This window comes from Dyadobacter sp. BHUBP1 (assembly GCF_050587785.1).
Classification (GTDB): Bacteria; Bacteroidota; Bacteroidia; order Cytophagales; family Spirosomataceae; genus Dyadobacter.
On record NZ_JBOBIH010000001.1, the window covers coordinates 308,673 to 331,656 of the forward strand.

The window sequence follows — 22,984 nt, forward strand, 5'->3', positions numbered from 1 at the left end:
TTTGCTAACTTAAGCCCGCAGCATTTTTTCAGGGTTTCATGAAGGCAAAAGGCGTTCTCCTACCAGCCGCAGGACTGGTATTGATCGGGGCATTCGTGTTTTATTGGATGCGATTTTCTCCGTTTTCAAAATCCGGCAAATACTCCTCGGATGTATTGAATGCTGCTTTTGCAGAGCAGCCGGTAGGTTATATCAACCGGACCGACTCACTGGGTGTAACCACGCCGGAGCTTCAACACATTTCAATTCAGCTCTATCCGAATACGGCAGATACGGCACTGGCAGCCGCATTAAAAGACCTCGCTGCGGACAAAGATTTGCTATTGACTGTCGTGGCCGGGCAGAAAGCTGCGCTACGTATGGTCAGGGACGGGGACTTCGACGACGCCCTGCGTTCGCTATGCAGCCTGTTGCCCGACAAGAAACGCATTTATCTGCGTTGGGATCCGGATATGGAAGTGCCGGTTCAAAGGCACTCCTGGCAATACCAATCTCCGGCTGACTATATCAAGGCGTTTAGGCATGTGTCCGAGATTTGTCGGAATGTAAAGCCCGGGCTCCTGGTTATGTGGTCGCCGGCCGGTTATCCCGGGACGGAAGAATACTGGCCGGGAGATGACGTAATAGATGCCGTCGGAATCTCCGTCAATGGGGAGAGTGAGCTTTCGGCGACCGCCTTTCCGCCGGACCCCGACCGCCGGACTGCACTCAGGAGGAAACTGATCCGGACCCGGTTTATGAGCAAACCGGTTTGGGTTTTTGCTTCCGGCGACGACAGCCTTGTGAATGCGTTGCGAGTTGATTTGAGAGAAGCTGTAAAGGGGATTAAGCCAGATTCCGGATTTCTTTTTCAGAAGTACGTGACAAAGGAGCCGGCGGGGAGGCCAGCGAATGCCATGCCGCTTTTGGGGGTATACGATCCCCGGCTGGCACTTACGGGGTCCAAGGACGTGCATGTCGAGCATTTGTTTGTGGATTTGGGTAACATCCAAACGGGTGCTTTTGCCAGGGACTTTGAAGCAGTTATAGGGCGCGGGCATGAGGTGATCGTCAGCGTGGAGCCCTGGCGGGATGGCAAGGTCAGGAAGGATCCTTCGGTGTTGAAAAATACGATTTCGGGAGTCTATGATGAGGAATTCAAATCACTGTTTAATACAATTTCAAAGACTAACCGTCCGGTTTACGTTCGTTTTGCGCATGAAATGGAAATCCCTATCCATCGGTATGCATGGCAAAGTCAGGATCCGGCTTTGTATATCCGGGCATTCCGGTATTTTATGGAATTCGGAAAAGGTATTAAAAATGTGAAGAAAGTGTGGGGACCCGCCGGTGACCGGGGCTCCATGGAGTGGTACCCTGGTAACGACGTAGTCGATTTGGTAAGCATCGCTATTTACGGCCTGCCGGATAAGAATATTACTGACCCTACGAAACAGGAGCCCTTTGAAGCGATTTTCAACCGTAAGGTATGGCGTGTGCGTCTGGCATCAAAGCCGATCTTTATCACGGAATTCGGCGTGAAAGGGCCGGAAGATTTTCAATCCGAATGGCTGGAAAAAGCCGCGGCCGTGTTAGCAGACCACAAGGAAGTGGTCGGTGTATGTTACTTCAATCTCGCTGATAATCCGAAAGTATGGGGTGATATTCCAGCACCGGATTGGGGAATCAGCCTATCTACATTCAATCGTTTTGTTGAGGCATTGGATTCGAATCGCTAAGGATTCCGAGGCCCTTGTTTTGGTTCTAATGGCGTATTGAGCTGAGATTCAATAATCGCATTGACAGTTCCAGCCTGAACTACGTACAAATACAACCGGTAAAGTGACGGGTGCTTAGGTATAGTCAAGGTCAACCGCGGGCCATTCCCCACGTCCATGATTTCGACCGGGTTATTGAAGCCGTCCGTTCTGGCAAGTTTCCATTCGAACTGCGTGCCCTTTGCAGGCTCCTGGACGACTTTCCATTGATCATTTTGCAGGGTGATTGCGTGGTAATCCAGTGCGGAGCCCTCGAAGGTGCCCAATGCGGGCTTCAGGATTTTGAAATGAGGGGCGGGCTGCGGCATATTTTGGTTGCCCCAAATTGCTTCCAGCACATGAAGTGAGCGCTTTGGCCGTCCCGCATAGTCGTGCAGGCCATCAAAACTTACTTGTTCAGATATCTTCTCATCCTGCCAATTGGAAATGAATGTTCCTGCACGCCGTTCTCCGGCACCAGCAAATGCATTCGCACCTATGTAGCTGAAATAGAATGGCACTGTAAGTTCCCGGAATGCGGACTCATCCGGCTTTTTTTCAACGTCCGTCAAAACAAGTCCGACAGCATCGATGGCCGGGGCAACCCGTTTGACGAGATATGCCAGATTTTGCGTTTCGGGATTCAGTTCGAGATCTACCGTCACAGGGCGCGAGCCGTCGATCTTTTTGATCCCAGCACTGACCTTTTTTAACCAATATAAATACTGTTTCTGCTCCCCGGTATGCTCCGAGCGCCGGTGGCGCTGGATAGCCGCATTGCCGATGTTCCAGGAAACAATGTGTTTTTGACTTTGAAGCCGGCTTACCGTCATTAATATTTCATTCGCCAGATCGTCGGCACCACCGGGATCGTCTACGAAATCGAGCGTTTCGGGCACCCAGAAAGTGTAGTGTACCCCGATCCCCGCGCGGGAAGTTGCCATAAGGACATTGTAATCATAAATACCAGGTCCAAAATGCCGGATCGCGTGGATACCCGCTTTCTGCATTTGCCTTAGATCGGCTTGGAGTTCATGTTTCGTAAATGCAGGGTATCTCCGCGACCAATTGTGTCCTTTGGTATAGTTCACACCCCGCGTTCCTTCAAAAAACAAAACCGGCTTATGCGAGTGTGTGCCGCTTGTATCAGGCTCACGCACGCCCATGGCACGAAAGAGGGCAGGTAAATCCGGAAGCCGCCCAGGCTTTTGCTTCGTGAGGCTGAGTGCATATGCCTGATTTTCCCTGGCTGCCGCCAGACTATATTCCAGTTTGGGATTAAAGCGCCGGAAATAAATGATGACGCTGATAAGCAGCACCGTGATCAGGAATGCAGAGGTTCGGACGCCGCTGTAAATGCGACGCCGCAGGATCCAGAAATTGCCTTTCAACTCCTTAATAGCTTTGGTCATGGTGTTCAATGAGGGTGAGGAGCCCGAAAATGCGCGGATCTGCTGTTGCCGGCTTGCCGCGATCGTGAAGCACATGAAGAAGCAATTCAGGCCTGCGAAGCCGGCCATAATGAGGTTGTAGGGATTCAGGTCCTGATAGAGACCGTATACGATTGCCAGCAGCGAGACACCCAAGACAGCTAAGTTAGGAACGTTCAGTGGCCAGTTATTGGCCTCATTGCCGTCTTTAGGTGTGGGTACGTAAGGGATTTTCTTGCCTGAAATCGTATACAGCACGCCCAGGATGAATATCCACCAGGTTCCTATCATCAATAGCCCGCCTACTACGTGGAATCCCCGTTCTCCGTCCTCCATAACCCACCATTGCACGAAATGCCGGATCAGAATGACACAGGAGACCATCGGCAGACTGACCAGAAGGAAATCCGTAAGATCGAAATGCATCGGGCTCACGTCCAGCACCAGTGCCAGAATGGGGATCAGGAAGTTGATCAGGAAAATGAAGCCCGACAAGTAATGCAGCGGAATGGTGCCGTAATGAATGCGCTGAGCCCACGTGAACTTTGAAAACAGTTTCGGATATACGTGGACAAACAAGTCAAATACCCCGCGGGACCATTTGAGTTGTTGTTTATAATAGGCCGAGAGTGTGGAAGGTACCAATCCCCGCGCGAGCACCGCCGGAACGTACACCGATTTCCAGCCCTTTGCATGCAGCTGCATGGATGTGTGCATGTCTTCGGCGAGCCCGGCCGCATGCCCGCCTATGGAATCCAGCGCCGTTCGTCGGAAAGTGCAGTTGGCACCAATCGCAAGCACGGTTCCATAGTGGTTCATGGTCATCATCATCGGGCCGTAAAACTGGTAGGTCTGCTGCGCTGCACCTTTGGCAATCAATCCTTCATCGTGGTTTTTGTAGGCCTGCACAATTTGTACATAACCGATTTCGGGGTTGTCGAAATGGGAGACGATCGGGTCCAGGAAATCGGGAAACGGGACGTGATCGGGGTCGAGGACGACACAAAGTTCTCCTTTTGAAATACTCAATGCATTATTGATGTTTCCTGCCTTGGCGTTCCGCTTGTCGGTGCGCGTCACATGATGTACGCCCAGCCGTACGCATATATCGCGCAGGTAAGGGTCGTCGGCTTCGTCGCACAGATAGGTTTCATGCGGGTAGGTAATGGCCTGGATCGCGGTCAGTGTCTCGACGATCATTTCATACGGCTCGCCGGCACAGAAAGTGGTGAAAATATCGACCGTATACCGGCGCGTCAGCGGCGGCGTGGGCGGTACGGTAATGAACAGGTAATGGTACCATTCATGCAATACTTTCAGGCAGGTGAAAACAAATGTGATCACGAGCATCCAGTACAATGGCGCGTAGCCCCTGACGGCCTCGGAGAGGACACTGGATAGGAAAAATCCCATCGACACTAGTCCGAAGAAAATCATCAGCCGGAGCATGATCAGTTGCTTGCGGGTGGGGGGCTTTACATATAATGCTTGCTTCATGGAGGACTTACGACGTAAAAAGGAGTGTTACATGAAGCGAAGTTTCCGGCGTGGTCGTAAATCGTGGCAAAAAGCCGGTACGGGCCTTCCTCCTGCGGGACTGCAAACGAAAGCCGTAAGTTTTGGCCGGAGTTCTCGGCCGTCGCGATGGGTTCCAGTTTTCGGGTGCTGTTGATCCGATTTTCGCGATACCAGTCTTCTCTGAATACTTGCCAACGGATCGACCGTATACGATTGTGCCCTTTGAAGAGAAGCACTTCCGCAGATGCGGAGGCCGACGGGTTGAGCAATATGTTGTCACGTGCGCCCCGGTTGTTCAGCAGCATGTATTTTATTTCGGGATAAATAACCGGCGAGGGTTGGCCTGTCCAGATCCCTTGCATCGTACCGACCGCCTCTGAAGCATGGCCGTCTTCGTCGAATATGCTGAACCACGTGTGTGTAGTTTCCTGTTTGTTTCCCCAAAAGAAGACGCAGGCTCCCAAAAACCGGGGATCTTCCACCGGCATATGTTGCCGGTAACGTTGCTGGTAAATGTCAGCTTTCTTTTTGCTGGTATCCTCGATGTAAGCGCCCCAGGCCGTTTGTTCGGTGCCCTCCCAGGGACCGTTGATCCCCCATTCGAGCAGCATATACGGACCTTTCCAGAACCAGGCCATATCGGCGAGATCTTCACGAAGCAATGGAAGATTGCTGAAAATATTAAACGAGATCACGTCGATATGGCAGCGCAGCCCGATGTTGAAAATATATTTCGGGTTGAAATTCAGGATCGTAGTGGTGACGGGATGGTCCGGATCCTCGCGATGGATCATGTCCGTAAGCGCGTTAAACGAGTCGTAAAAGTCCCCATAAGTCCATTTATAAGGAAAGTCGAGCTCGTTACCCAGGCACCACATCAGTACCGCAGGATGGTTTCTGAACCGTTTGATAACCGATTGCAATGCCCGATATCTGGTTTTAGTAATTTCAGGATTGTTGTAAAAAGAAATGTCGCCGCTATTGGGAAGCGGAAGCCCTACGATAACCGCCAGGCCATGTGCCTGTGCACTGTCGAGAATCTGAGCGAGATGCGTGGTGTCCCAGGTTCGTAGGGTATTTCCACCCGCTTCATGGAGTTCGCGGAAATGGGATTCCCCCCCGGCGCCCCTGATGTTGTAAGGTTTTCCGTTTCTTATAACGGTGTACCTGCCGTTCTTGTGCTCGATGTACACTTTCGCCGACCTGTTTGGTCGTTTTTCACGCAGACACCCAGATAAGATCATGGAAAGCGTCAAAGCTAACAGCAATAGTGAGTGGATACGGATGGACAAGGTCGGGCTTAGTTGTAACCTGAGGCTGAGTTCTGAATGAGTAAAATACGATAAAAATGGCTTAAAACAGAAATAGTTTTTAAAATCTATATAGAAGTACATAGATTGTATGCACACATAGAAGTTATGAATATTGCTTACCTTTATATAAATGTTTTAGTTTACTAAATTTTGAATTTTTGTTTACATTAAAATGAAGGAAGACTCACTCTCGAACAGGGCATATACGGAACTGCGGAAGAAGATACTCTCCAATCAGCTCACATCAGGGACGCGACTGAAAGAGGATGAATGGTCTAAAAAGCTGGATGTCAATAGGATGGCCATTCGAGAGGCCCTGACCAGGCTGCTTGGTGAGCAACTGATCGTGCAAGGGGAAAAGGGGGGCTTTTTTGTGAAGACCCTTACCCTTGAAGACAGCCACAAGATCCGGGAACTCCGCGAGATACTGGAGATAGGTGCATTGAGGCTGCTCATTCAGAAAGTCACAACGGAACAGGTTGCAGAACTGGGTCGTATTTGTGATGACTTTTCGTCCATGGTTGAGCGCGGGTATTTCGGAGGGGCGTGCGAGGCGGATGTGAAGTTTCATGAAACTTTGATAGAATGTGCTGGTAATGAAAGGCTCATGGAGCTATATCAGGCTAGTAATATCCCCTTGTTTCATCAAAAGCTGGGTAAAACCCAGACGCATATGGACGATTACGAACTTACCGATCAGGAGCATCGTGAAATTGTGGCGGGCATTAAAGATCGCGATATCAAACGTGCGGAAGAGGCGCTTTTGAAACATCTTATACGTGGCGAAGTGGCATCAATCGACCTGACCTAGTTGCTTCAAAAAGCATATTGTAGTTCTTTAGGCCGGTTTCCTTTACAGGAGACCGGCTTTTTTTGCGCCATAGGATTTTCTGCTGAAAAGGGTGGTTGTCGGCAGGCATTCGGCGGGTCACTGCATTTGCGATAGATCATTTGCTGAAAACGCAGAACAATAATTTTTTCTAAATTTTTTTGTTGACAAAAAAATAATATATTTGTTAACATTATTTCGAATACTGCTTGTGTACTTATCCCGTCCGGGATGGGTGGTTTCTGTTGCCCTATTAAACCCATTACTGTTCCGAAATCTTTGTTTATGAAAAAATCTCTAAAATTCCCGGAATCCCTCCCTTCGGAGATTCCTTTACTGCGGTTTCGTTTACGTAACCGCTTGCAGACCCTTTCGCTGATGATATGCATGCTGTGTCTGGCAGCGCATTTCAGTCAGACCTTTGCGCAACAGAGTAAGAAGATTACAGGGAAAGTCATCGATCAGAAAGGTGCACCGGTTCCCGGAGCATCTATCGTGGTAAAGCATTCTACATTAGGAGCTATCGCTGATAAAGACGGGAATTTCGATATAGCCGTGCCTGAAAGTGCTGTGGCGATTGTTATTTCGTACATCGGAATGAAGACGCAGGAACTGCTTATCGGTAACCAGAGCGCATTGGGAGAGATTACATTGCTGGACGACGCAATGGGCTTGCAGGAAGTCGTCGTGACTGCGCTCGGAATCGAACGGGCTGCGAAAACACTCACGTATGCGACCCAGAAAATAGGCGGCGACCAGGTAAATGAGGTCCGTGACGCAAATTTTACGAATACACTTTCCGGGAAAATCGCCGGTCTTACCATCACGCCGTCCGCGAATGGTCCCGGTGGTGCCACCAGGATTGTTTTGCGGGGTAATCGCTCGATCCAGGGCTCAAACAATGCGCTGATCGTCGTAGACGGCGTGGCGATCGATAATTCCACGCCCGCGGGCCAGGTACGCTACGACGCGGGCGGGCACAGCGGGAGCGATGGTGCGTCGAGTGTCAATCCCGATGATATCGAGTCGATTAACGTGCTGAAAGGCGCGGCGGGCGCGGCACTTTACGGCAGCCGCGCTGCCAATGGCGTCATTATGATCACGACCAAAAAAGGGAAAAGCGGTAAAATCAATGTGAATGTGAATTCGGGTGTCACGTTTGATAAAGCGCTGGTGACGCCGTCGTTGCAGAATACTTACAGCCAGGGGTCCGACGGTACTTATTCCACGCTCACCAACGGAAGCTGGGGTGCCCACATTGCTGGCCAGAGTGTGAAGGACTGGACGGGTAATACGGTTTCACTCAAAGCTTATCCCGACAATATCAAGGATTTCTTCAAGACTGCGATTTCGACCAACAACTCCGTAGGCGTAAGTGGCGGCTCGGAAAAGGTCCAGTCGTATTTTTCCTATGCCAACAGCTACATCAACGGTATTGTGCCGCATAACCGGCTGTCGCGGAACACCTTCAATGCGCGGCTCAGCTATGACATTACCAGCCGGCTATCAGCGGATGCGAAGGTGACTTATATGTTGCAGAATATTTTCAACAAGCCGGGTGTGGGAGGCGATGGCATGGTGGTTGCAAATGCTTACCGAATGCCGCGGAGTGTTGATCCTGAAACACTTAAATCGTATAAGAAAGTGGACGTTACAGGCGTGGAAACGCCCACTTTCTGGACAAGTCCTGATGCCGTGTACATGAACCCTTACTGGACGATCAACAATACGCATCGCGACGAAAACCGCAGCCGCGTTACCGGATTGTTTGTTTTGAGATACAAACTGACCGACTGGCTGAACATTCAGGGAAGGGTGAGCTCGGATAGCTATAATGATTTTATCACACAGAAGTATGCCAATAATACCGTCAACTACGCCCGTCAACCCGGTGGGTATTATTCGGAGGGAAATGACTACATCGCCGAACGAAATGCGGACCTGTTGCTGACCGGTACGAACAATATTGCGCCGGATTTGAAGGTGACGTATAACCTGGGTGGTTCAATACTGAACCGCAGCATGCGGCACCGGATCAATGCGGCCGACGGGCTCGGTTTTGCTAACAAATACGACCTGAGTTACGCCACAACGCTCAAAACCGAAACTGCGACGGCGAAACGACAATTGCAGTCGGTCTATGGAACGGTGCAGTTCGGCTACCGCGACTACCTCTTCCTCGATCTCACTGCACGGAACGACTGGTCGAGTACGCTGCCGTCGCCGTATTCGTATTTTTACCCCTCCGTCGGTTTGTCGGCGGTGATTTCCGAGATGGTCAAATTGCCGCAGTGGGTAAATCTGGGTAAAGTGCGTGGGTCGTTCACGAAAGTGGGTAATGACGCCGATCCTTACCTGTTGGGTCAGACGTATACTTATATCCGTGGCGGTTTCGGGGGTTATATCGCGAGCAGTAGTACCAAAGCGATTGCGGATTTGAAGCCCGAATTGACCCAATCCGTAGAATTTGGCACAGAATGGCGGTTTTATAACAACCGTTTGGGTGTTGATTTGACCTACTACAAAACCAATTCTAAAAACCAGCTGATCAGGGTCGCATCGCCGGCGTCGTCTGGCTACTCCACATTGAATGTGAACGCCGGAAATATTCAGAATCAGGGATTTGAAGCGGTATTGAGTGTAAAGCCGGTTGCTGCGAAGAATTTTACCTGGAACGTAGGGCTTAATTATGCATTGAATAAAAGTAAAGTGGTTGCGTTGTACGACGGAGTTAAGCGACTGTATCTTGGTTCGACTACAAGCCTTCGGACAGCGACCCCACTGATAGTGGAAGGTGGTTCTTTCGGGGATTTGTATGGATATAAATGGAAGACGCTAAATGGTAAGTATGTAGTCAGTGATAAAGGTGTCCCCGTGAAAACGGAAAGCGATGAAAAGCTGGGAAACTATAACCCGAAATTCTCGGCCGGTTTCAGCAATAACTTCAATTACAAAAACTGGGCATTGAATATCCTTGTGGATGGTAAGTTCGGAGGTGTGATCACCTCCGGTACAGCTGCCCAAATGGCCTACAATGGTACCGGTATCGACACTGAAAAATACCGTGACGCAGGCTCATGGGTGGTAGAGGGTGTGACTGCCGAAGGAGCGCCGAATACCAAGGCGATCAACGCCGAGACATTCTGGCAAACCGTGGCACAGGGTGATTATTCATGGGGTGAGTTTTTTACCTATCATGCTACAAATGTGCGTGTGCGCGAGGTGTCCCTGGGTTATGATTTCAAAAATCTGCCTGGTTTCCTGAGTGCGGCGCGGCTGTCGGTCGTTGCGCGCAACCTTTTCTTCCTGTACCGCGGCAATGCGATCCTCGACATCCCCGGGATAGGAAAGCGGAAAATGGATTTCGACCCTGAAATGAGCCTCGGTAACAGCAATTACCAGGGGATCGAGTATTTCAATTTGCCATCGACCCGAAACATCGGATTGAACCTCAAACTATCATTCTAAAAAGAACTTATTATGTTGACGAGGATAAAAAATATAAGCACAGTACTAACGAAAATGTTGTCGCTGGTCCTAGTAGCGGCCATTCTCACAAGCTGTACCGACAATTTCGATTCGCTAAACACCGATGCGACCAAGATCAGCAGTGTCGGCAGCAAGGAATACCCGTTCATGTTCGCCTATGCGCTGATGACGCCTACACTCAGCCCCGACAATTTCGAGGTCGGGGAAGGTACAATTGCATCGGTATACTCCCAGTTTTTATCGCAAGCCGCGCACTCCTTTCCGACAGACCGGTACGTGATCCGGCAGGACTGGATGCCTGCCTGCTGGAACCCGGTGTACACCGCTGCCGCACCACAACTGAAAACGATCATGGCTGGTACCGAAACACAAAGTGCCGAGAATGCATTGGCGAATATCTGGTGGGTGTGGATGTTCCACCGGATCACCGATTATTTCGGCCCGATCCCGTATTCCGACGCAGCTTCGGGCAAACGGTATATTTCCTACACGCCCCAGGATTCTATTTATTATGATTTTTTCAAACGGCTCGATGCGGCCTCGACGGTCCTTAAATCACATTCCGGCGAAAAACCGTTTGGTACTTATGACCTGGTTTATAACAAGAATGCAGCACCCGCAACGGCCTGGATGAAGTTTGCCAATACCCTCCGCCTGCGCCTGGCATTGCGGATATCCAAAGTGAACCCGGAGATGGCGAAGCAGCAGGCCGAGGCGGCGGTGGCGGCAGGGGTGATTACCGACATTGCCGACGATGCCTATATGCCGAAATCAACCACAACCTATGCCGAATACAACGGACTGGCTGTGACGGCGGGCTGGGACGATGTACGCATGAGTGCTTCCATGGAGTCGATTTTGAAGGGTTATGAAGACCCGCGGCTGCCGATTTACTTCCAGCCGTCGGTCTCGACAGGTACTTACGAGGGCGTGCGGAATGGGTTGTTCACTTCGGAAAAAATCATCGACATCAATTCCAGGTTGTTCAATTCCAATATGGGCACACGCTGGGCTACCTGGGTAGGGAGCGATTGGAAAACCACTTATAATGTGCCCCAGAATATCCTCCATGCGGCAGAGGCCTATTTCCTCCGTGCGGAAGGTGCGCTCAATGGCTGGAATATGGGTGGTACTGCCGAGGATTTCTATAAGAAAGGCATTCAGGCTTCGATGGCCCAGTGGGGCGTGACCGACCAGGCGGCTATCGCTAAATATATTGCCAATACTGCGGTTCCAATAGCGCCAAAAGATGGTATGAATTCGCCTGCGGTAAACGATTATCCTGTAAAATGGAGTGGTTCTGAAAGCATGCAGCGTAAGCAGGTGGCGCAGCAGAAATGGCTCGCATTATTCCCGGATGGTATGGAAGGTTGGGCTGAGGTGCGCAGAACGGGCCTTCCAAAGCTCTATCCGATTGTCCACAGCGAAAATCCTGACCTGCCGGAAGGTACATTCATTCGCCGGATGCCTTTCCTGGATACCGAAAAGCAAACCAATGCCGACGAGGTGGCGAAGGCTGTGAAAATGCTTGGCGGGCCTGATAATGCCGCTACGCCGCTTTGGTGGGACAAGAATTAATATTGTCAGGTGTATTCATTTGTGGTCAGGAGATGGTCATTTGTAGTCAGGAATGGTCATTTGTGGTCAAGGTTGGTTATTTGTGGTCATTGTGGTCAGGAGTGGTCATTTGTAGTCGAGGGCAGTCATTTGTAGTTATTTGGAGGAAAGCATCACAATACCTGACTCCCTGACGTCCTGACTAGTTTACTCATTGTTCAAAAATTTAGAAAGATGCTTCTTCGCCTGCTGATTGCCTGCCTGTTTGCGACATCTGTCTTTGCTCAAAATGTGCCTGTGTTGTTTCCGCAGCCGCAAATGGTGCGCTATTCGGAAGATAAATTTCCGGTATCGTTGCTGACCGTCGCGGTGCCGACGGCGGCCAATGCGGAGGTGCGGTTTGCATTACAGGAATTAAAAAGCATCGTGTTCGAGCGTACGGGAATAGGTATTAAAAATGCATCTCCTTCCGCTTCGGCGACCTTTCAATGGGTGGTACGAAAGGAAGGAGGGGCATTGCCGGAAGTTTCTGAGCGGGATGGCAAGAGCAACCGCGAGCATTACAAGCTGACGGTCTCGGGCAACGGTGTGCGCGTGGAAGCGGAGACGTCCGCAGGATTGTATTATGCCGTGCAGACATTGCGGCAACTGATAACGGGGCAGGGTAAAACTGCATTTATTCCGGGAGTAATTGTTGAAGACAAGCCCGCATTGACCTATCGCGGCGTGATGATGGATTTCGCACACGGAGGCTTGCCGACCGTCGCGGAAATCAAACGGCAGATCGACTTCCTGGCCCGGTGGAAAACCAATCAGTATTACTTTTATAATGAAGTTAGTATTCAGCTGAAGGGTTTTCCAAACATCGCGTACCGCTCGGGTTACACGCAGGCGCAGGTGCGGGAGATTATCGCATATGGCAAACAACGCCACATGGATGTGGTGCCGTTCCTGAATTTGTACGGGCATTTGCATGAACTGCTGCGGAATGAGCAATATGCTGGTCTGGCGATCGGGCAATATGGCCACGAGCTCGATCCGCGCAAGCCGGAGACGAATGCTCTGCTGAAAGATTGGATTAGCCAGTATGCGAGCCTTTTTCATGGTCCGTTCATCCATGTTGGTTTTGATGAAACCTGGGAGACCAAGCGCATTGCAGATGAGAAGGATGCCCGCATTAACTCGGAAGAGCTTTGGGTGCAGCAGCTTGGTTTCGTTCAGGCGGAACTGAAAAAGTACGGTAAAACTGTGCTGGCCTGGACCGATATGAACAATTATTATCCCGATATCATCCAAAAGATCCCTGCGGAAGTAATCCCGGTTTTGTGGGAGTATAAGCCTGATACGGTAGAGATTAATAGATATTTAAATCCGATTTTAAAGGAACAGAAGCCGTTTTTCATACAACCAGCCGTATCGGGCTGGGGCCACATTTACCCTGACGCCGATTATACCTACAATAATATCGACCTCTGCCTCCAAGCCGGTGTGAAGCATAGGGCTCTGGGATTCATACATTCGGTATGGACGGATCCCGTGGAGCCGTTTGTGCGGGCGTCGTGGCTTTTTATGGCTTATGGCTGCATTGGGGCCTGGCAGGGACAGGTGCCTGATAAAAAGCGTTTTACGGAGATGTACAGCCGTGTGATGTACCCGCAGGTGGCGGGAGAAATGCAAAAAGCATTCGATGACCTGGCGGCTTCCAATGAGGCCCTGGATAAATGTCTTGGCAGGAATACCAATGGTATGCCGCGCGGAACGATTATCGAAAGCTGGTCGAATCCTTTTTTGCCTTATTATCTCAAAAATACCGATGAACATGCGGCCGAGTTCCGGAATGCGCGCAGGCTGAGCGAATCTGCTCAGGCTGAGCTGATCAACGCATTGGTCAAATGCAGTCCGAAGGATACTGCATTCATCCATTCGATGATCGTTACCGCGAGGTTAATGCATTATTCGGCGACCCGCTTTTTGTGGGCAAAAACCATTTGCGACCGCTGGAACGAGTCGATGTTGGGCAGGAAGAAAAACGATTTTGTGGCTTATGACCTCGTTTATCCATGCCACGGCCTGCTCGTGGATGTTATGGACGAGGCCGGTGAACTGAAAACCGCTTATTCGGAAGCCTGGCGTTCGGAACATATGTCTTATAGGCTCAATACCATGCTGGGCAGGTTCGATGTCGAGAATGGGCTTTGGCAGAAGCTCTCGTTGAAAGTGATCGGTTACCGCATTGAAAACAAGTCCGATCATGTGGCTGATCAGTCGTTTGAAGCGTTGTTTAAGCCGGATTTTTAAATCTTTTTGGCAGAAAAAAGCAGCCGCTTCCGGAATTCGTTCTAAGATCTTTTTGAGAACAGTTAGTATAAAAAAATTATTGCCTCGAATTTTGTAAACTATTTTCTTTAAATTTTGTAAACAAAAAATTAATCAATACTTTTGATCAATACCTGTTCCAAACCCAGCTATGTTATTCGCCAATTTGAACTATCCATCGATCTGTGCATCCGCACAAGACGCAGTAGCGGTACTCCCGCTCGGTGCGACGGAACAGCACGGGCCGCATCTGGCAGTGTCGACGGATACGGATATTGTGAAGCACCTCGCGGGCGCCGCGGAGGCATCCCTGTCCGGGCGGGTGCTATTGTGCCCGACGTTGCCATTCGGTTCAAGTCATCACCATCTGTCATTCGGCGGGACTATCAGTATCAAACCGGCATTATACACACAGGTCATTGTGGATGTGGTCGACTCGTTGCTGCAAAACGGTTTTCGGCGGATCGTACTGCTAAATGGCCATGGGGGTAACATCACGCCGGTGAAGCAGGCGCTAGCGGTGCTCAGTAGTGATCTTGATCGGGCTAATGCGGCCAATATAGCACTGGTAACCTATTGGGAGCTAGGTGGAAAGCCGTTTGCAGGCGAAGCGCCCATGGAAAGCCCCGCGCTGAGCCACGCCTGCGAGTACGAAACGAGTATGATGCTTCACCTTTTCCCGGAAAAGGTTTGGCTGGAAAAAGCAGCACGCGCCAAACGCCCGGCCAGCAACGGCTACATCCCCTGGGAAGATGACGAGCCCAGTCGCGGCGTAACGCTTTTTAAACAGACAGCCTACATTTCCAGCAACGGTAGCAGCGGCGAGCCGCAAAAGGCAACCGCCGAAAAAGGAGCGCATTTGATCGGTAAAGCGACGGAGGCGTTGGTAGCGTTCCTGGATGCATTTGCGGGGTGGGGGATTGGCAAGAGGCTTTAGGCTATAAGCTATAAGCATTAAGTCTCTAGAAATAGAATTGTTCAATTATTATAATCAGTTGCTTAAAGCCTAATGCTTAAAGCTTATTGCTTATTGCTCCATTCCATATGCCCAAACAGGAAATCAAGCATCCCGATAAAAGTGTGAGCACAGGCGCCTATTCTGCCGGTGTTTTGAAGAACGGCTTATTGTTCGTGAGCGGACAGGGGCCACTGGACCTCGCTACGGGCGAGGTGAAGCATGGTACCATCGAAGAAGAGACATTGCTCACGCTCGACCACGTAAAGAAGGTTGTGGAAGCGGCGGGCGGAACCATTGACGATATTATGAAATGCACGGTGCATTTGGCGGATATCCATGATTTTGACCGCTACAATGCGGCTTATGCTTTGTTTTTCAAAGGCACTCTGCCAGCCCGCACCACCGTGCAATCGGTATTGTCGGACGGCATCAAGATCGAGATCGACGCCATTGCATTGATAGGTTAATTTAAGCACCCGGTTTTTGCACCATAACAATGACATTAAAAGAACGTATCGGTACCGTTGGTCTTGGTTTGATGGGATGCAGCATCGCTACCTGCGTGCTGGCGGCCGGACACGAGGTTACTGCGCTGGTAAAAGATGCAAGTGAGGCCAAACCTGCCCGCGAACGGATTCTGGCCTATCTCAGGGAACTTCACGATGAAGGCATGTTGAAAGAATCGCCTGAAACGGTAGCCGGGCGCATCATTATTACGACCAATATCGCGGAACTGGTCGGCCATGAGGTGGTGATCGAGTCGATTACCGAGGATGTGGAGGCAAAAAAGGCCGTTTATAATGCATTGGAAACTGTACTTTCCAACACCGCCATTATCGGCAGCAATACGTCGGCGATACCGGTGTCGGTTTTGCAGGCCGGCTTGTGGCATCCCGAAAGGCTCCTGGGCATTCACTGGGCTGAGCCGGCCCACATTACCCGGTTTATGGAGGTGATTTGCGGGAAAGACTCGGACCTGAAATATGCAGCGCGAATCGTGGAACTGGCCGAAAGCTGGGGCAAGGAGCCATCGCTGCTGCGGAAGGATATCCGCGGGTTTATCACCAACCGTATCATGTACGCCATGCTTCGGGAGGCATTCAATCTGGTGGAAAACGGCTATGCGACGGTCGAGGATGTCGACCGTTCGCTGCGCAATGACCTGGGTTACTGGATCACATTCGCCGGCCCGTTTCGCTTTATGGACCTGACCGGCATTCCCGCCTATCTGACCGTGATGAAGGATCTGTTCCCGGATCTCGACAACCGGCAGACGCCCCCCGAAATGATGGAGCGACTCGTAGCTGCGGGTGCGAAAGGCGTGAGCAATGCGCACGGATTTTACCCTTATACGCCGGAGAGCGCCGAAGCCTGGGAAAAAGCATTTATCGATTTCAGTTACGATATCCGGAAACTGGCTGAAAAATACGCGCAGAAATGACAACAATTGTATCGGTCCGTGCTACGGAAGTAATCGTACCGGCGAAACCCGGAAGTCTTAATTCTGAAACCGTACTGGATAAGGATACCGCATTTGCCCAAAAATTCCTGACGGGTGAAAGTTGGACGGAGTTTGCGAACCAGCCCAAATGGATCATCGAAATGACCCTCGCGAACGGGCTCACGGGCGTAGGCGAGACCTACCGGAGCGCTGCCGGCGAGCTTATCCGCGAAGCTTTGCGCGAGTTTCTGGGGAAAGATGTGTTGAAATTGAACTGGCGGCGGCTGCCCGTAACCGACCAGCGCATTTATGAGGCATTCGAAAGTTGCGTGCTCGACCTCGTGGGAAAGCTGCTGCATGTGCCAGTGTACCAATTGCTCGGCGGAAGCTACCGCGATACGGTCGATTGCATGGGTTGGACGGGACGACGAACGCCGGAGGACGCGGCACAGAAAGCATTCGAAGCGATGCAGAAAGGCCATAAGGTATTCAAATTCAAATGCTCCGACGAGGACCCGGTGCGCCTTTGGACAGAAGAGATCAAAAAGCAATGCGGCGACGGCATTAAGGTCCTGCTCGATCCCAACCAGCGCTGGAATGATGTGGAAACGACTATGAAACTGATGGAAGAGGTGGAAATGGACGTGATGCTGGGCCTCGAAGACCCGATCCGGCATGCGGATGTGGAAGGTTTTAAATACCTCAAAAAACACCTTGGGATACCACTCTACCGCCATATTTCGCTCCCGTACACGCAGGACATCCGCGACATGATCACGTTCGTGCGCGCGGATGCGGCCGATGGCTACAACTTCAATGGTTCTGCATACAACTGCGTGTTGCTGGCGGAGATCGCCTACCTGGAAGGCAAGCCATGCTGGCGGGGGTCGGAAGTTGATTTGGGCATATCGGAAACCGTGGGCCTGCATATTGCGGCGGCGAGCATTAACTGCACGATCCCGTCAGATATTTTCGGAGAGCTGGTGCGGGTGGATGACCTGTTGACTGACCCGATTGTATTTGAAAACGGAGCGGCGAAAGTACCGCAGGGCCATGGGCTGGGCATTAGGCTTGATCAGCAGGCACTCCAAAAATATCAAACCGGAAAAATCCTAACGGCGCATTCATGAAGAAGGCATTCTTTTCGTGGTCCATTCTCTTCTTGTGCAACCTGATCTGGTCGTTCCATTTTACGTGTATTAAGCTCACGCAGGATCAGGTAGGGCCTTATTTCACCGTGTGGCTGCCCATGCTGCTAGCTACGGTTTTCCTGGCTCCCTATGCCTGGCGGGATTTTAAGAAGGGAAATAAGAAACTGAAAGATGTACTCATCTTTGTGCAACTGGCGGCCATTGGCGCCTTCCCGTCGCAGGTACTCATGACCTGGGGCACGCAGTATTCCCTGGCGAGCAATGCCGCCATCCTGATCCTCGCATTGCCGGTCGTGACAGCGGTTTTTGCATTTTTTATATTGAAAGAAAAGATGAACCGAATCCGGTGGATCAGCTTCGCGATTGCAATCGTGGGCGTGCTGCTCTGTTCGACCGACGATATCCGGAACATGGATATGGGTTCACAATATGCGATCGGTAACCTGCTGATATTTCTCGCGATACTTGGTAACGGCTATTACAATGTAGGCTGCAAGAAAGTCGCGGAGCAATACACCGAGATGGAAATGGTTTTTTACACCTACCTGGTCATGGTGATTCTGCTTGCGCCGCTGGTGTGGTATTATGAGCCGGAAATGTTTTCGGTAATACCGCATTATACCACCCAGACATGGACTGGAATGATCGCCCTGACGCTTTTTCACAACTTCCTGTCAATGCTGCTGTTTTTCAAGGTACTCAAATACCTCGACGCCACACAGGTTGCCTTGTCCAACTACCTCATTACGTTCATGGGATTGCCTATTGCGGCTTTCGTTCTGGGCGAAACTTTGAAAACACAAGCCATTATCGGTGGCGTCCTGGTACTCGCGTCGACGCTGATACTCACGATCGTAGACAGCAAGGCGGCGCGGGAAAAGAAACCGGAAGAACTGGTGAATGCTAATCCATAAAACCCTGAGAGTATGAATGCAGAAAACGAACTGTCGGGCGTCGTGCCTATTATTCCGACGCCATTCACAGAAGATGAGGAGATAGACGAAGCAGCCCTTCGCGACCTGATCGATTTTGCCGTGGCGAGCGGCATCGAGGCGGTTTGCCTCCCCGCTTACGCCAGCGAATTTTACAAACTGACCGACGACGAGAAGTTGCAGGTCGTGCGGGTGGCCGTGTCGCAGGCGGCCGGGCGCGTGAAGATCGTCGCGCAATCCAACCACCCGTCGTTGAAGCAGGCGATCCGGCTGGCACAAGCCAATGTGGCTGCGGGCGCGGATGTGGTGTCGCTGGCGGTGCCCCGGATTTTTAGCCTGCCGGAAGATTCGCTGAAGGCTTACCTGTCGGGGTTTTTGGAATCGGTTCCCGACACACCGGTCCTGATCCAGGACTTCAACCCGGGCGGCCCGTCGATCAGCGTCAGCTTCATTCGCGAGCTGATGGGGCTCCATCCGAATTTCAAATACCTCAAACTCGAAGAGCCGCTTTGCGCGCCGAAGTTTGAAAGCATCATCAAAGAAACTGGCGGGGAAATCGGGCTTTTCGAAGGATGGGGAGGCTTGTATATGCTGGAACTCATCCCGCTGGGCATTCGTGGCGTTATGCCGGGGCTGGCAGTGTCGGATATTTTGCAGAAAGTATTCACCCTCCGTAATCAGGGGGCGCATCAAAAGGCATTCGATTTATTCGAAAAAGTGATGCCGCAGATATTCTTCTCGCTGCAAAACATGGAGCTATTCCATTATGCCGAAAAAGAGTTGCTGATGGCCCGGGGAATCCTCAAAAACAGCATTGCCCGCAAGGCCGCCTATATTCCGGATCCTTCGTCTGTTGCCTATATTAAGGAATTGAATCAAAGGGTTTTGGATGTAATTAATGATGAAACTTGGGAAATAAAGTCACTGGAAACAACCTTCTCGAAAGCGTGAGTAAGAACGGAGAAAAAAGTATTTTTAAAACCGGCAAATCTAAATACAATCCAAAACGCGCTGGTAAAATGAACACTTTCGAGAATCAGGTTGCCATTATAACCGGTGCCGCTTCGGGTTTGGGGCTGGTGATCGCCCATAAACTGCTGAACGAAGGCGCCAGAATTGGGTTACTCGATCTGAATGAGCAGGCCCTGAACGACGAATTTGTCGGGAATCCTGAGCGTGAAGAGCTCATCGGCGTGGATGTCACGGACGAACAGCGGGTGGCACAAGCGGTAGCACGCGTGGTGGAGCGTTTTGGTAAAATCGATATCCTGATTAACTGCGCAGGAATTACGGGTGCCACCAATATCAAAAGCCACGAGGTGGATACGGCCAATTTGCAGAAAGTGTTCAATATCAATTTTATGGCGAGCTTTTATACGGCCAAGGCAGTGCTGCCTTATATGCTCCAGAACAACTATGGCCGGATTTTGCACGTTGCATCTATTGCCGGAAAGGAAGGAAATGCGGGTATGCTGGCCTATTCGGCTTCGAAAGCAGCCGTGATCGGGATGGCCAAAGTGCAGGGGAAAGAGTATGCCGAGACCGGCATTACCGTGAATGCACTGGCGCCCGCGGTGATCCAGACGCCGCTCGTGGACGCGATGCCCGAGGCACAAGTGAAATACATGACCGACAAGATCCCCATGAAACGCTGCGGCACGCTCGAAGAAGCCGCCAATATGGCTGCATTCATCGTTTCTCCGGAGAATAGCTTTACTACCGGGTTTACATTTGATCTTTCCGGGGGTAGGGCGACGTATTAGGCCACGAGCGGCCGGACTGCTGAATGGCGCTCTTAACTTTTGGCAATGATTTGTTGTCAAAAAATCTTAATTATCATGAATATCAACTTTCTTAATCCTATTGAAGGGGACGTCCACCATGCTTATGACGGCGTTTTTGCGGAGGATAAATTGAAAATTATCGTGAGAATAGCAGCGCCGGAAGGCGCTCAAATAGCAGTAAATGGTGTGTCGGCCAAGCGCGTGGGCGATCATTTCGAGACAGAGGTTTTACTCGAAGGATACGAAAACAAACTGGAAGCGGTAAATACGAAAACAGGCGAAAAGACCGCCATCCGTGTCTTCCTGCTTAAAAATTTCGCCGGGCATTACAGGCTGTCGATCGACGATAATATCTGGTTTTTGAGGGATATTCAGCAAAATAGGGACCGTTATACCTCGCTTTTCGATAACCCTTACCTCGGTTTTTTGAAACAAATCAATGCCGAATACGGTACCAAAATCCACCTGAACCTGTTTTACCAAACCGACGGTTTCAATCTTTCCGATTTCACGGATCAATACAAAAATGAGTGGAAAGCCAATGCCGACTGGCTCCGGTTGAGTTTCCATGCATTGCAGGAGTTCCCCGATATGCCGTATGTGAATGCCGGTTATGACGAAGTGAAGCGGGATTGCGATCTTATTATGAACGAGATCCGGCGGTTTGCCGGAGAGGAAGTGATGCATTCGGTCACCACGATACATTGGGGAGAGGCTACTTCCGAGGGCTCGCGTGCGATGCGCGATGCGGGTTACGTGACACAGGTAGGCTATTTCAATGTGGATGATAACCTGCCTTCGGCTTCCTATTACCTCACCGTGCCGCAGCGGAGGCACCTCAAAAAGCGCTTCGTATGGCAGGATACAGCCCAGGATATCACGTTTGTAAGGGCCAGCATTGTCATAGACACTAAAAAACTGGAAGACATTAAACCGCACCTCGATTCGCACGAAAAGAACGGCCTCAAACCGCCCTACCTCGATCTGTTGGTGCACGAGCAATATTTCTATCCGTCCTATTTCAACTACCAGCCCGATTTCCGGGACAAGATCCGCGCAGCCGTGCAGTGGGCGGGCGAGAATGGCTATACGCCGCAGTTTTTGAGTGAATCTGTATCAAATGCATAACCCGCTCCTCCAATGGATCAGCACCGCAGGGATTTTATCAAAATAGCGGGCCTGGGGCTCGCTTCGGCGGCATTATCACAGGGCACTTCCGGCGTGCCGCCAGTACACGCGGCCGGTCCGCAGCAATTCAATATGTGCAATTACGCCGCGCCAAAGCTGGAAACGGTGCGTATAGGCTTTATCGGGCTGGGGAACCGCGGCATGGCGGCCGTGGAACGCATGAACAAGATCGCAGGCGTGGAAATCAAGGCGGTATGCGATTTACGGGAGGGAAAAGTTAACGAGGTCGTTCAACTGGTGGCAGGCAACGGGCATAAGCCGCAAGGGTACCATACCCATCCCGACGCCTGGAAGAAACTGTGCGAACGCGGCGACCTAGACCTGGTGTACATCGTGACGCCCTGGGCATTGCATACGCCGATGGCGGTATTCTCGATGAACCACAGCAAGCACGTGTGCGTGGAAGTACCTGCGGCCAAAACCATCGATGAATGCTGGGAGCTTGTAGAAACATCGGAAAAGACGCGGAAGCACTGCATGATGACCGAAAACTGCTGCTATGACTTCACGGAACTGCTTACGTTAAACCTGGCACGACAAGGTTTCTTCGGCGAAATCACCCACGCGGAAGGCGCCTATATCCACAATTTACAGGAATATGTGTTTGATAAAGAGCGCTTTTACCAGATGTGGGAGCTGAAAGAGCTCTCGCAGCGGACCGGTAATCTCTATCCGACGCATGGCCTCGGGCCCATTTGCCAGGTAATGAATATCAACCGCGGGGACGCGATGGATTACCTGGTGTCGATGTCGAACAGTGATTTTGTCATGGCTGCTACCGCCAGGAATCTGGCCGTTAGTGATCCTGATTTTAAGCCGTTTGTTGGGAAGCCGTTCAACGGGATGATGAACACGTCCACTATCCGTACCAAAAAGGGTAAGACGATCATGGTGCAGTTCGACGTCGCGTCGCCACGCCCGTACTCTCGTATTCAGTTGGTGAGCGGTACCAAAGGCGCCGCATTGAAATATCCCGAGCCGGCCCGCATTGCGAAAGGGCACGAATGGCTTTCACCGGAAGAATACAAGGCGCTCGAAATCGAGCATACGCCGCCTATTGTAAAGAAAATAGGAGAGGCGGCCAAACAGGTCGGCGGGCACGGCGGCATGGATTTCCTCATGGACTGGCGTACCATCGACTGCCTCCGTAACGGCCTGCCCCTCGATCAGGATGTGTATGATGCCGCGTTGTGGAGTTCCATCGGCCCGCTCAGCGAGTGGTCGGTAGCGCACCGTTCCAATTCCATCAATGTCCCCGATTTCACCCGCGATAGCTGGAAAACCAATGCGCCCATTGACCTTTCCATGGAAAAAGGAGGTACAACGGGCGTAAGGCTTTGAA

General features: G+C 51.1%; 16 protein-coding genes. 14 read left to right on the top strand and 2 right to left on the bottom strand.

What is annotated here, in order from left to right; all coding sequences use genetic code 11:
- The first annotated feature begins 38 nt into the window (after nucleotides 1-38).
- Nucleotides 39-1,718, top strand: a complete 1,680-nt coding sequence (locus ACQ4MZ_RS01205) for a glycosyl hydrolase (RefSeq protein WP_430842146.1) — start codon at nucleotides 39-41, stop codon at nucleotides 1,716-1,718.
- Here the strand turns inward: ACQ4MZ_RS01205 and ACQ4MZ_RS01210 are convergent.
- The gene (locus ACQ4MZ_RS01210) at nucleotides 1,715-4,663 is read right to left on the bottom strand and encodes a glycosyltransferase family 2 protein (RefSeq protein WP_430842148.1); all 2,949 of its coding nucleotides are present in this window, start codon (nucleotides 4,661-4,663) and stop codon (nucleotides 1,715-1,717) included. The two genes, ACQ4MZ_RS01205 and ACQ4MZ_RS01210, sit on opposite strands and share 4 nt — an antisense overlap.
- Nucleotides 4,660-5,877 (bottom strand): glycoside hydrolase family 2 TIM barrel-domain containing protein, encoded by a 1,218-nt coding sequence (locus ACQ4MZ_RS01215; RefSeq protein ID WP_430842150.1) that lies wholly within the window; start codon nucleotides 5,875-5,877, stop codon nucleotides 4,660-4,662. The genes ACQ4MZ_RS01210 and ACQ4MZ_RS01215 overlap by 4 nt, the downstream gene beginning before the upstream one ends.
- Nucleotides 5,878-6,169: 292 nt before the next feature.
- Between ACQ4MZ_RS01215 and ACQ4MZ_RS01220 the strand changes: the two genes are divergently transcribed.
- The 13 genes from ACQ4MZ_RS01220 (at nucleotide 6,170) to ACQ4MZ_RS01280 (ending at nucleotide 22,983) form a co-directional block, all read left to right on the top strand.
- Nucleotides 6,170-6,808 carry a GntR family transcriptional regulator gene (locus tag ACQ4MZ_RS01220; RefSeq protein ID WP_430842152.1) on the top strand — a complete coding sequence of 213 codons (639 nt, stop codon included), beginning with the start codon at nucleotides 6,170-6,172 and terminating at the stop codon, nucleotides 6,806-6,808.
- A gap of 303 nt (nucleotides 6,809-7,111) precedes the next feature.
- Nucleotides 7,112-10,294: a SusC/RagA family TonB-linked outer membrane protein gene (locus ACQ4MZ_RS01225; RefSeq protein ID WP_430842154.1), complete on the top strand. Its 3,183-nt coding sequence runs from the start codon at nucleotides 7,112-7,114 to the stop codon at nucleotides 10,292-10,294.
- Nucleotides 10,295-10,348: 54 nt separating this feature from the next.
- Complete coding sequence (locus ACQ4MZ_RS01230; protein ID WP_430842156.1) at nucleotides 10,349-11,893, top strand: SusD/RagB family nutrient-binding outer membrane lipoprotein; 1,545 nt, start codon at nucleotides 10,349-10,351, stop codon at nucleotides 11,891-11,893.
- A 213-nt stretch (nucleotides 11,894-12,106) separates the two neighbouring features.
- Nucleotides 12,107-14,170 (top strand): glycoside hydrolase family 20 zincin-like fold domain-containing protein, encoded by a 2,064-nt coding sequence (locus tag ACQ4MZ_RS01235; RefSeq protein ID WP_430842158.1) that lies wholly within the window; start codon nucleotides 12,107-12,109, stop codon nucleotides 14,168-14,170.
- Nucleotides 14,171-14,339: 169 nt separating this feature from the next.
- Nucleotides 14,340-15,125, top strand: a complete 786-nt coding sequence (locus tag ACQ4MZ_RS01240; RefSeq protein ID WP_430842159.1) for a creatininase family protein — start codon at nucleotides 14,340-14,342, stop codon at nucleotides 15,123-15,125.
- Nucleotides 15,126-15,232: 107 nt separating this feature from the next.
- On the top strand, nucleotides 15,233-15,613 hold the full coding sequence (locus ACQ4MZ_RS01245; RefSeq protein ID WP_430842160.1) for a RidA family protein: 381 nt from the start codon (nucleotides 15,233-15,235) through the stop codon (nucleotides 15,611-15,613).
- 29 nt (nucleotides 15,614-15,642) lie between these two features.
- Entirely contained in the window at nucleotides 15,643-16,587 is a 945-nt protein-coding gene (locus ACQ4MZ_RS01250) for a 3-hydroxyacyl-CoA dehydrogenase family protein (protein ID WP_430842162.1), read from the top strand.
- Nucleotides 16,584-17,717 (top strand): mandelate racemase/muconate lactonizing enzyme family protein, encoded by a 1,134-nt coding sequence (locus tag ACQ4MZ_RS01255; protein WP_430842164.1) that lies wholly within the window; start codon nucleotides 16,584-16,586, stop codon nucleotides 17,715-17,717. The genes ACQ4MZ_RS01250 and ACQ4MZ_RS01255 overlap by 4 nt, the downstream gene beginning before the upstream one ends.
- Entirely contained in the window at nucleotides 17,714-18,652 is a 939-nt protein-coding gene (locus tag ACQ4MZ_RS01260; protein ID WP_430842166.1) for a DMT family transporter, read from the top strand. The genes ACQ4MZ_RS01255 and ACQ4MZ_RS01260 overlap by 4 nt, the downstream gene beginning before the upstream one ends.
- A gap of 12 nt (nucleotides 18,653-18,664) precedes the next feature.
- Nucleotides 18,665-19,621, top strand: coding sequence for a dihydrodipicolinate synthase family protein (locus tag ACQ4MZ_RS01265; protein WP_430842168.1), 957 nt, complete (start codon nucleotides 18,665-18,667; stop codon nucleotides 19,619-19,621).
- 68 nt (nucleotides 19,622-19,689) lie between these two features.
- Entirely contained in the window at nucleotides 19,690-20,433 is a 744-nt protein-coding gene (locus tag ACQ4MZ_RS01270) for an SDR family NAD(P)-dependent oxidoreductase (protein ID WP_430842170.1), read from the top strand.
- A 75-nt stretch (nucleotides 20,434-20,508) separates the two neighbouring features.
- Entirely contained in the window at nucleotides 20,509-21,582 is a 1,074-nt protein-coding gene (locus tag ACQ4MZ_RS01275) for a hypothetical protein (RefSeq protein ID WP_430842172.1), read from the top strand.
- Between the two features lie 12 nt (nucleotides 21,583-21,594).
- Entirely contained in the window at nucleotides 21,595-22,983 is a 1,389-nt protein-coding gene (locus ACQ4MZ_RS01280) for a Gfo/Idh/MocA family protein (RefSeq protein WP_430842174.1), read from the top strand.
- The last annotated feature ends 1 nt before the right edge of the window (nucleotide 22,984 follow it).

What these genes read in the sequence shown, in the direction of transcription:
- ACQ4MZ_RS01270 (WP_430842170.1), top strand. Translation starts at nt 19,690, where the DNA reads ATGAACACTTTCGAGAATCAGGTTGCCATTATAACCGGTGCCGCTTCG.
- ACQ4MZ_RS01255 (WP_430842164.1), top strand. Translation starts at nt 16,584, where the DNA reads ATGACAACAATTGTATCGGTCCGTGCTACGGAAGTAATCGTACCGGCG.
- ACQ4MZ_RS01205 (WP_430842146.1), top strand. Translation starts at nt 39, where the DNA reads ATGAAGGCAAAAGGCGTTCTCCTACCAGCCGCAGGACTGGTATTGATC.
- ACQ4MZ_RS01230 (WP_430842156.1), top strand. Translation starts at nt 10,349, where the DNA reads ATGTTGTCGCTGGTCCTAGTAGCGGCCATTCTCACAAGCTGTACCGAC.
- ACQ4MZ_RS01220 (WP_430842152.1), top strand. Translation starts at nt 6,170, where the DNA reads ATGAAGGAAGACTCACTCTCGAACAGGGCATATACGGAACTGCGGAAG.
- ACQ4MZ_RS01245 (WP_430842160.1), top strand. Translation starts at nt 15,233, where the DNA reads ATGCCCAAACAGGAAATCAAGCATCCCGATAAAAGTGTGAGCACAGGC.
- ACQ4MZ_RS01235 (WP_430842158.1), top strand. Translation starts at nt 12,107, where the DNA reads ATGCTTCTTCGCCTGCTGATTGCCTGCCTGTTTGCGACATCTGTCTTT.
- ACQ4MZ_RS01210 (WP_430842148.1), bottom strand. Translation starts at nt 4,663, where the DNA reads ATGAAGCAAGCATTATATGTAAAGCCCCCCACCCGCAAGCAACTGATC.
- ACQ4MZ_RS01250 (WP_430842162.1), top strand. Translation starts at nt 15,643, where the DNA reads ATGACATTAAAAGAACGTATCGGTACCGTTGGTCTTGGTTTGATGGGA.
- ACQ4MZ_RS01240 (WP_430842159.1), top strand. Translation starts at nt 14,340, where the DNA reads ATGTTATTCGCCAATTTGAACTATCCATCGATCTGTGCATCCGCACAA.
- ACQ4MZ_RS01260 (WP_430842166.1), top strand. Translation starts at nt 17,714, where the DNA reads ATGAAGAAGGCATTCTTTTCGTGGTCCATTCTCTTCTTGTGCAACCTG.
- ACQ4MZ_RS01275 (WP_430842172.1), top strand. Translation starts at nt 20,509, where the DNA reads ATGAATATCAACTTTCTTAATCCTATTGAAGGGGACGTCCACCATGCT.
- ACQ4MZ_RS01225 (WP_430842154.1), top strand. Translation starts at nt 7,112, where the DNA reads ATGAAAAAATCTCTAAAATTCCCGGAATCCCTCCCTTCGGAGATTCCT.
- ACQ4MZ_RS01265 (WP_430842168.1), top strand. Translation starts at nt 18,665, where the DNA reads ATGAATGCAGAAAACGAACTGTCGGGCGTCGTGCCTATTATTCCGACG.
- ACQ4MZ_RS01280 (WP_430842174.1), top strand. Translation starts at nt 21,595, where the DNA reads ATGGATCAGCACCGCAGGGATTTTATCAAAATAGCGGGCCTGGGGCTC.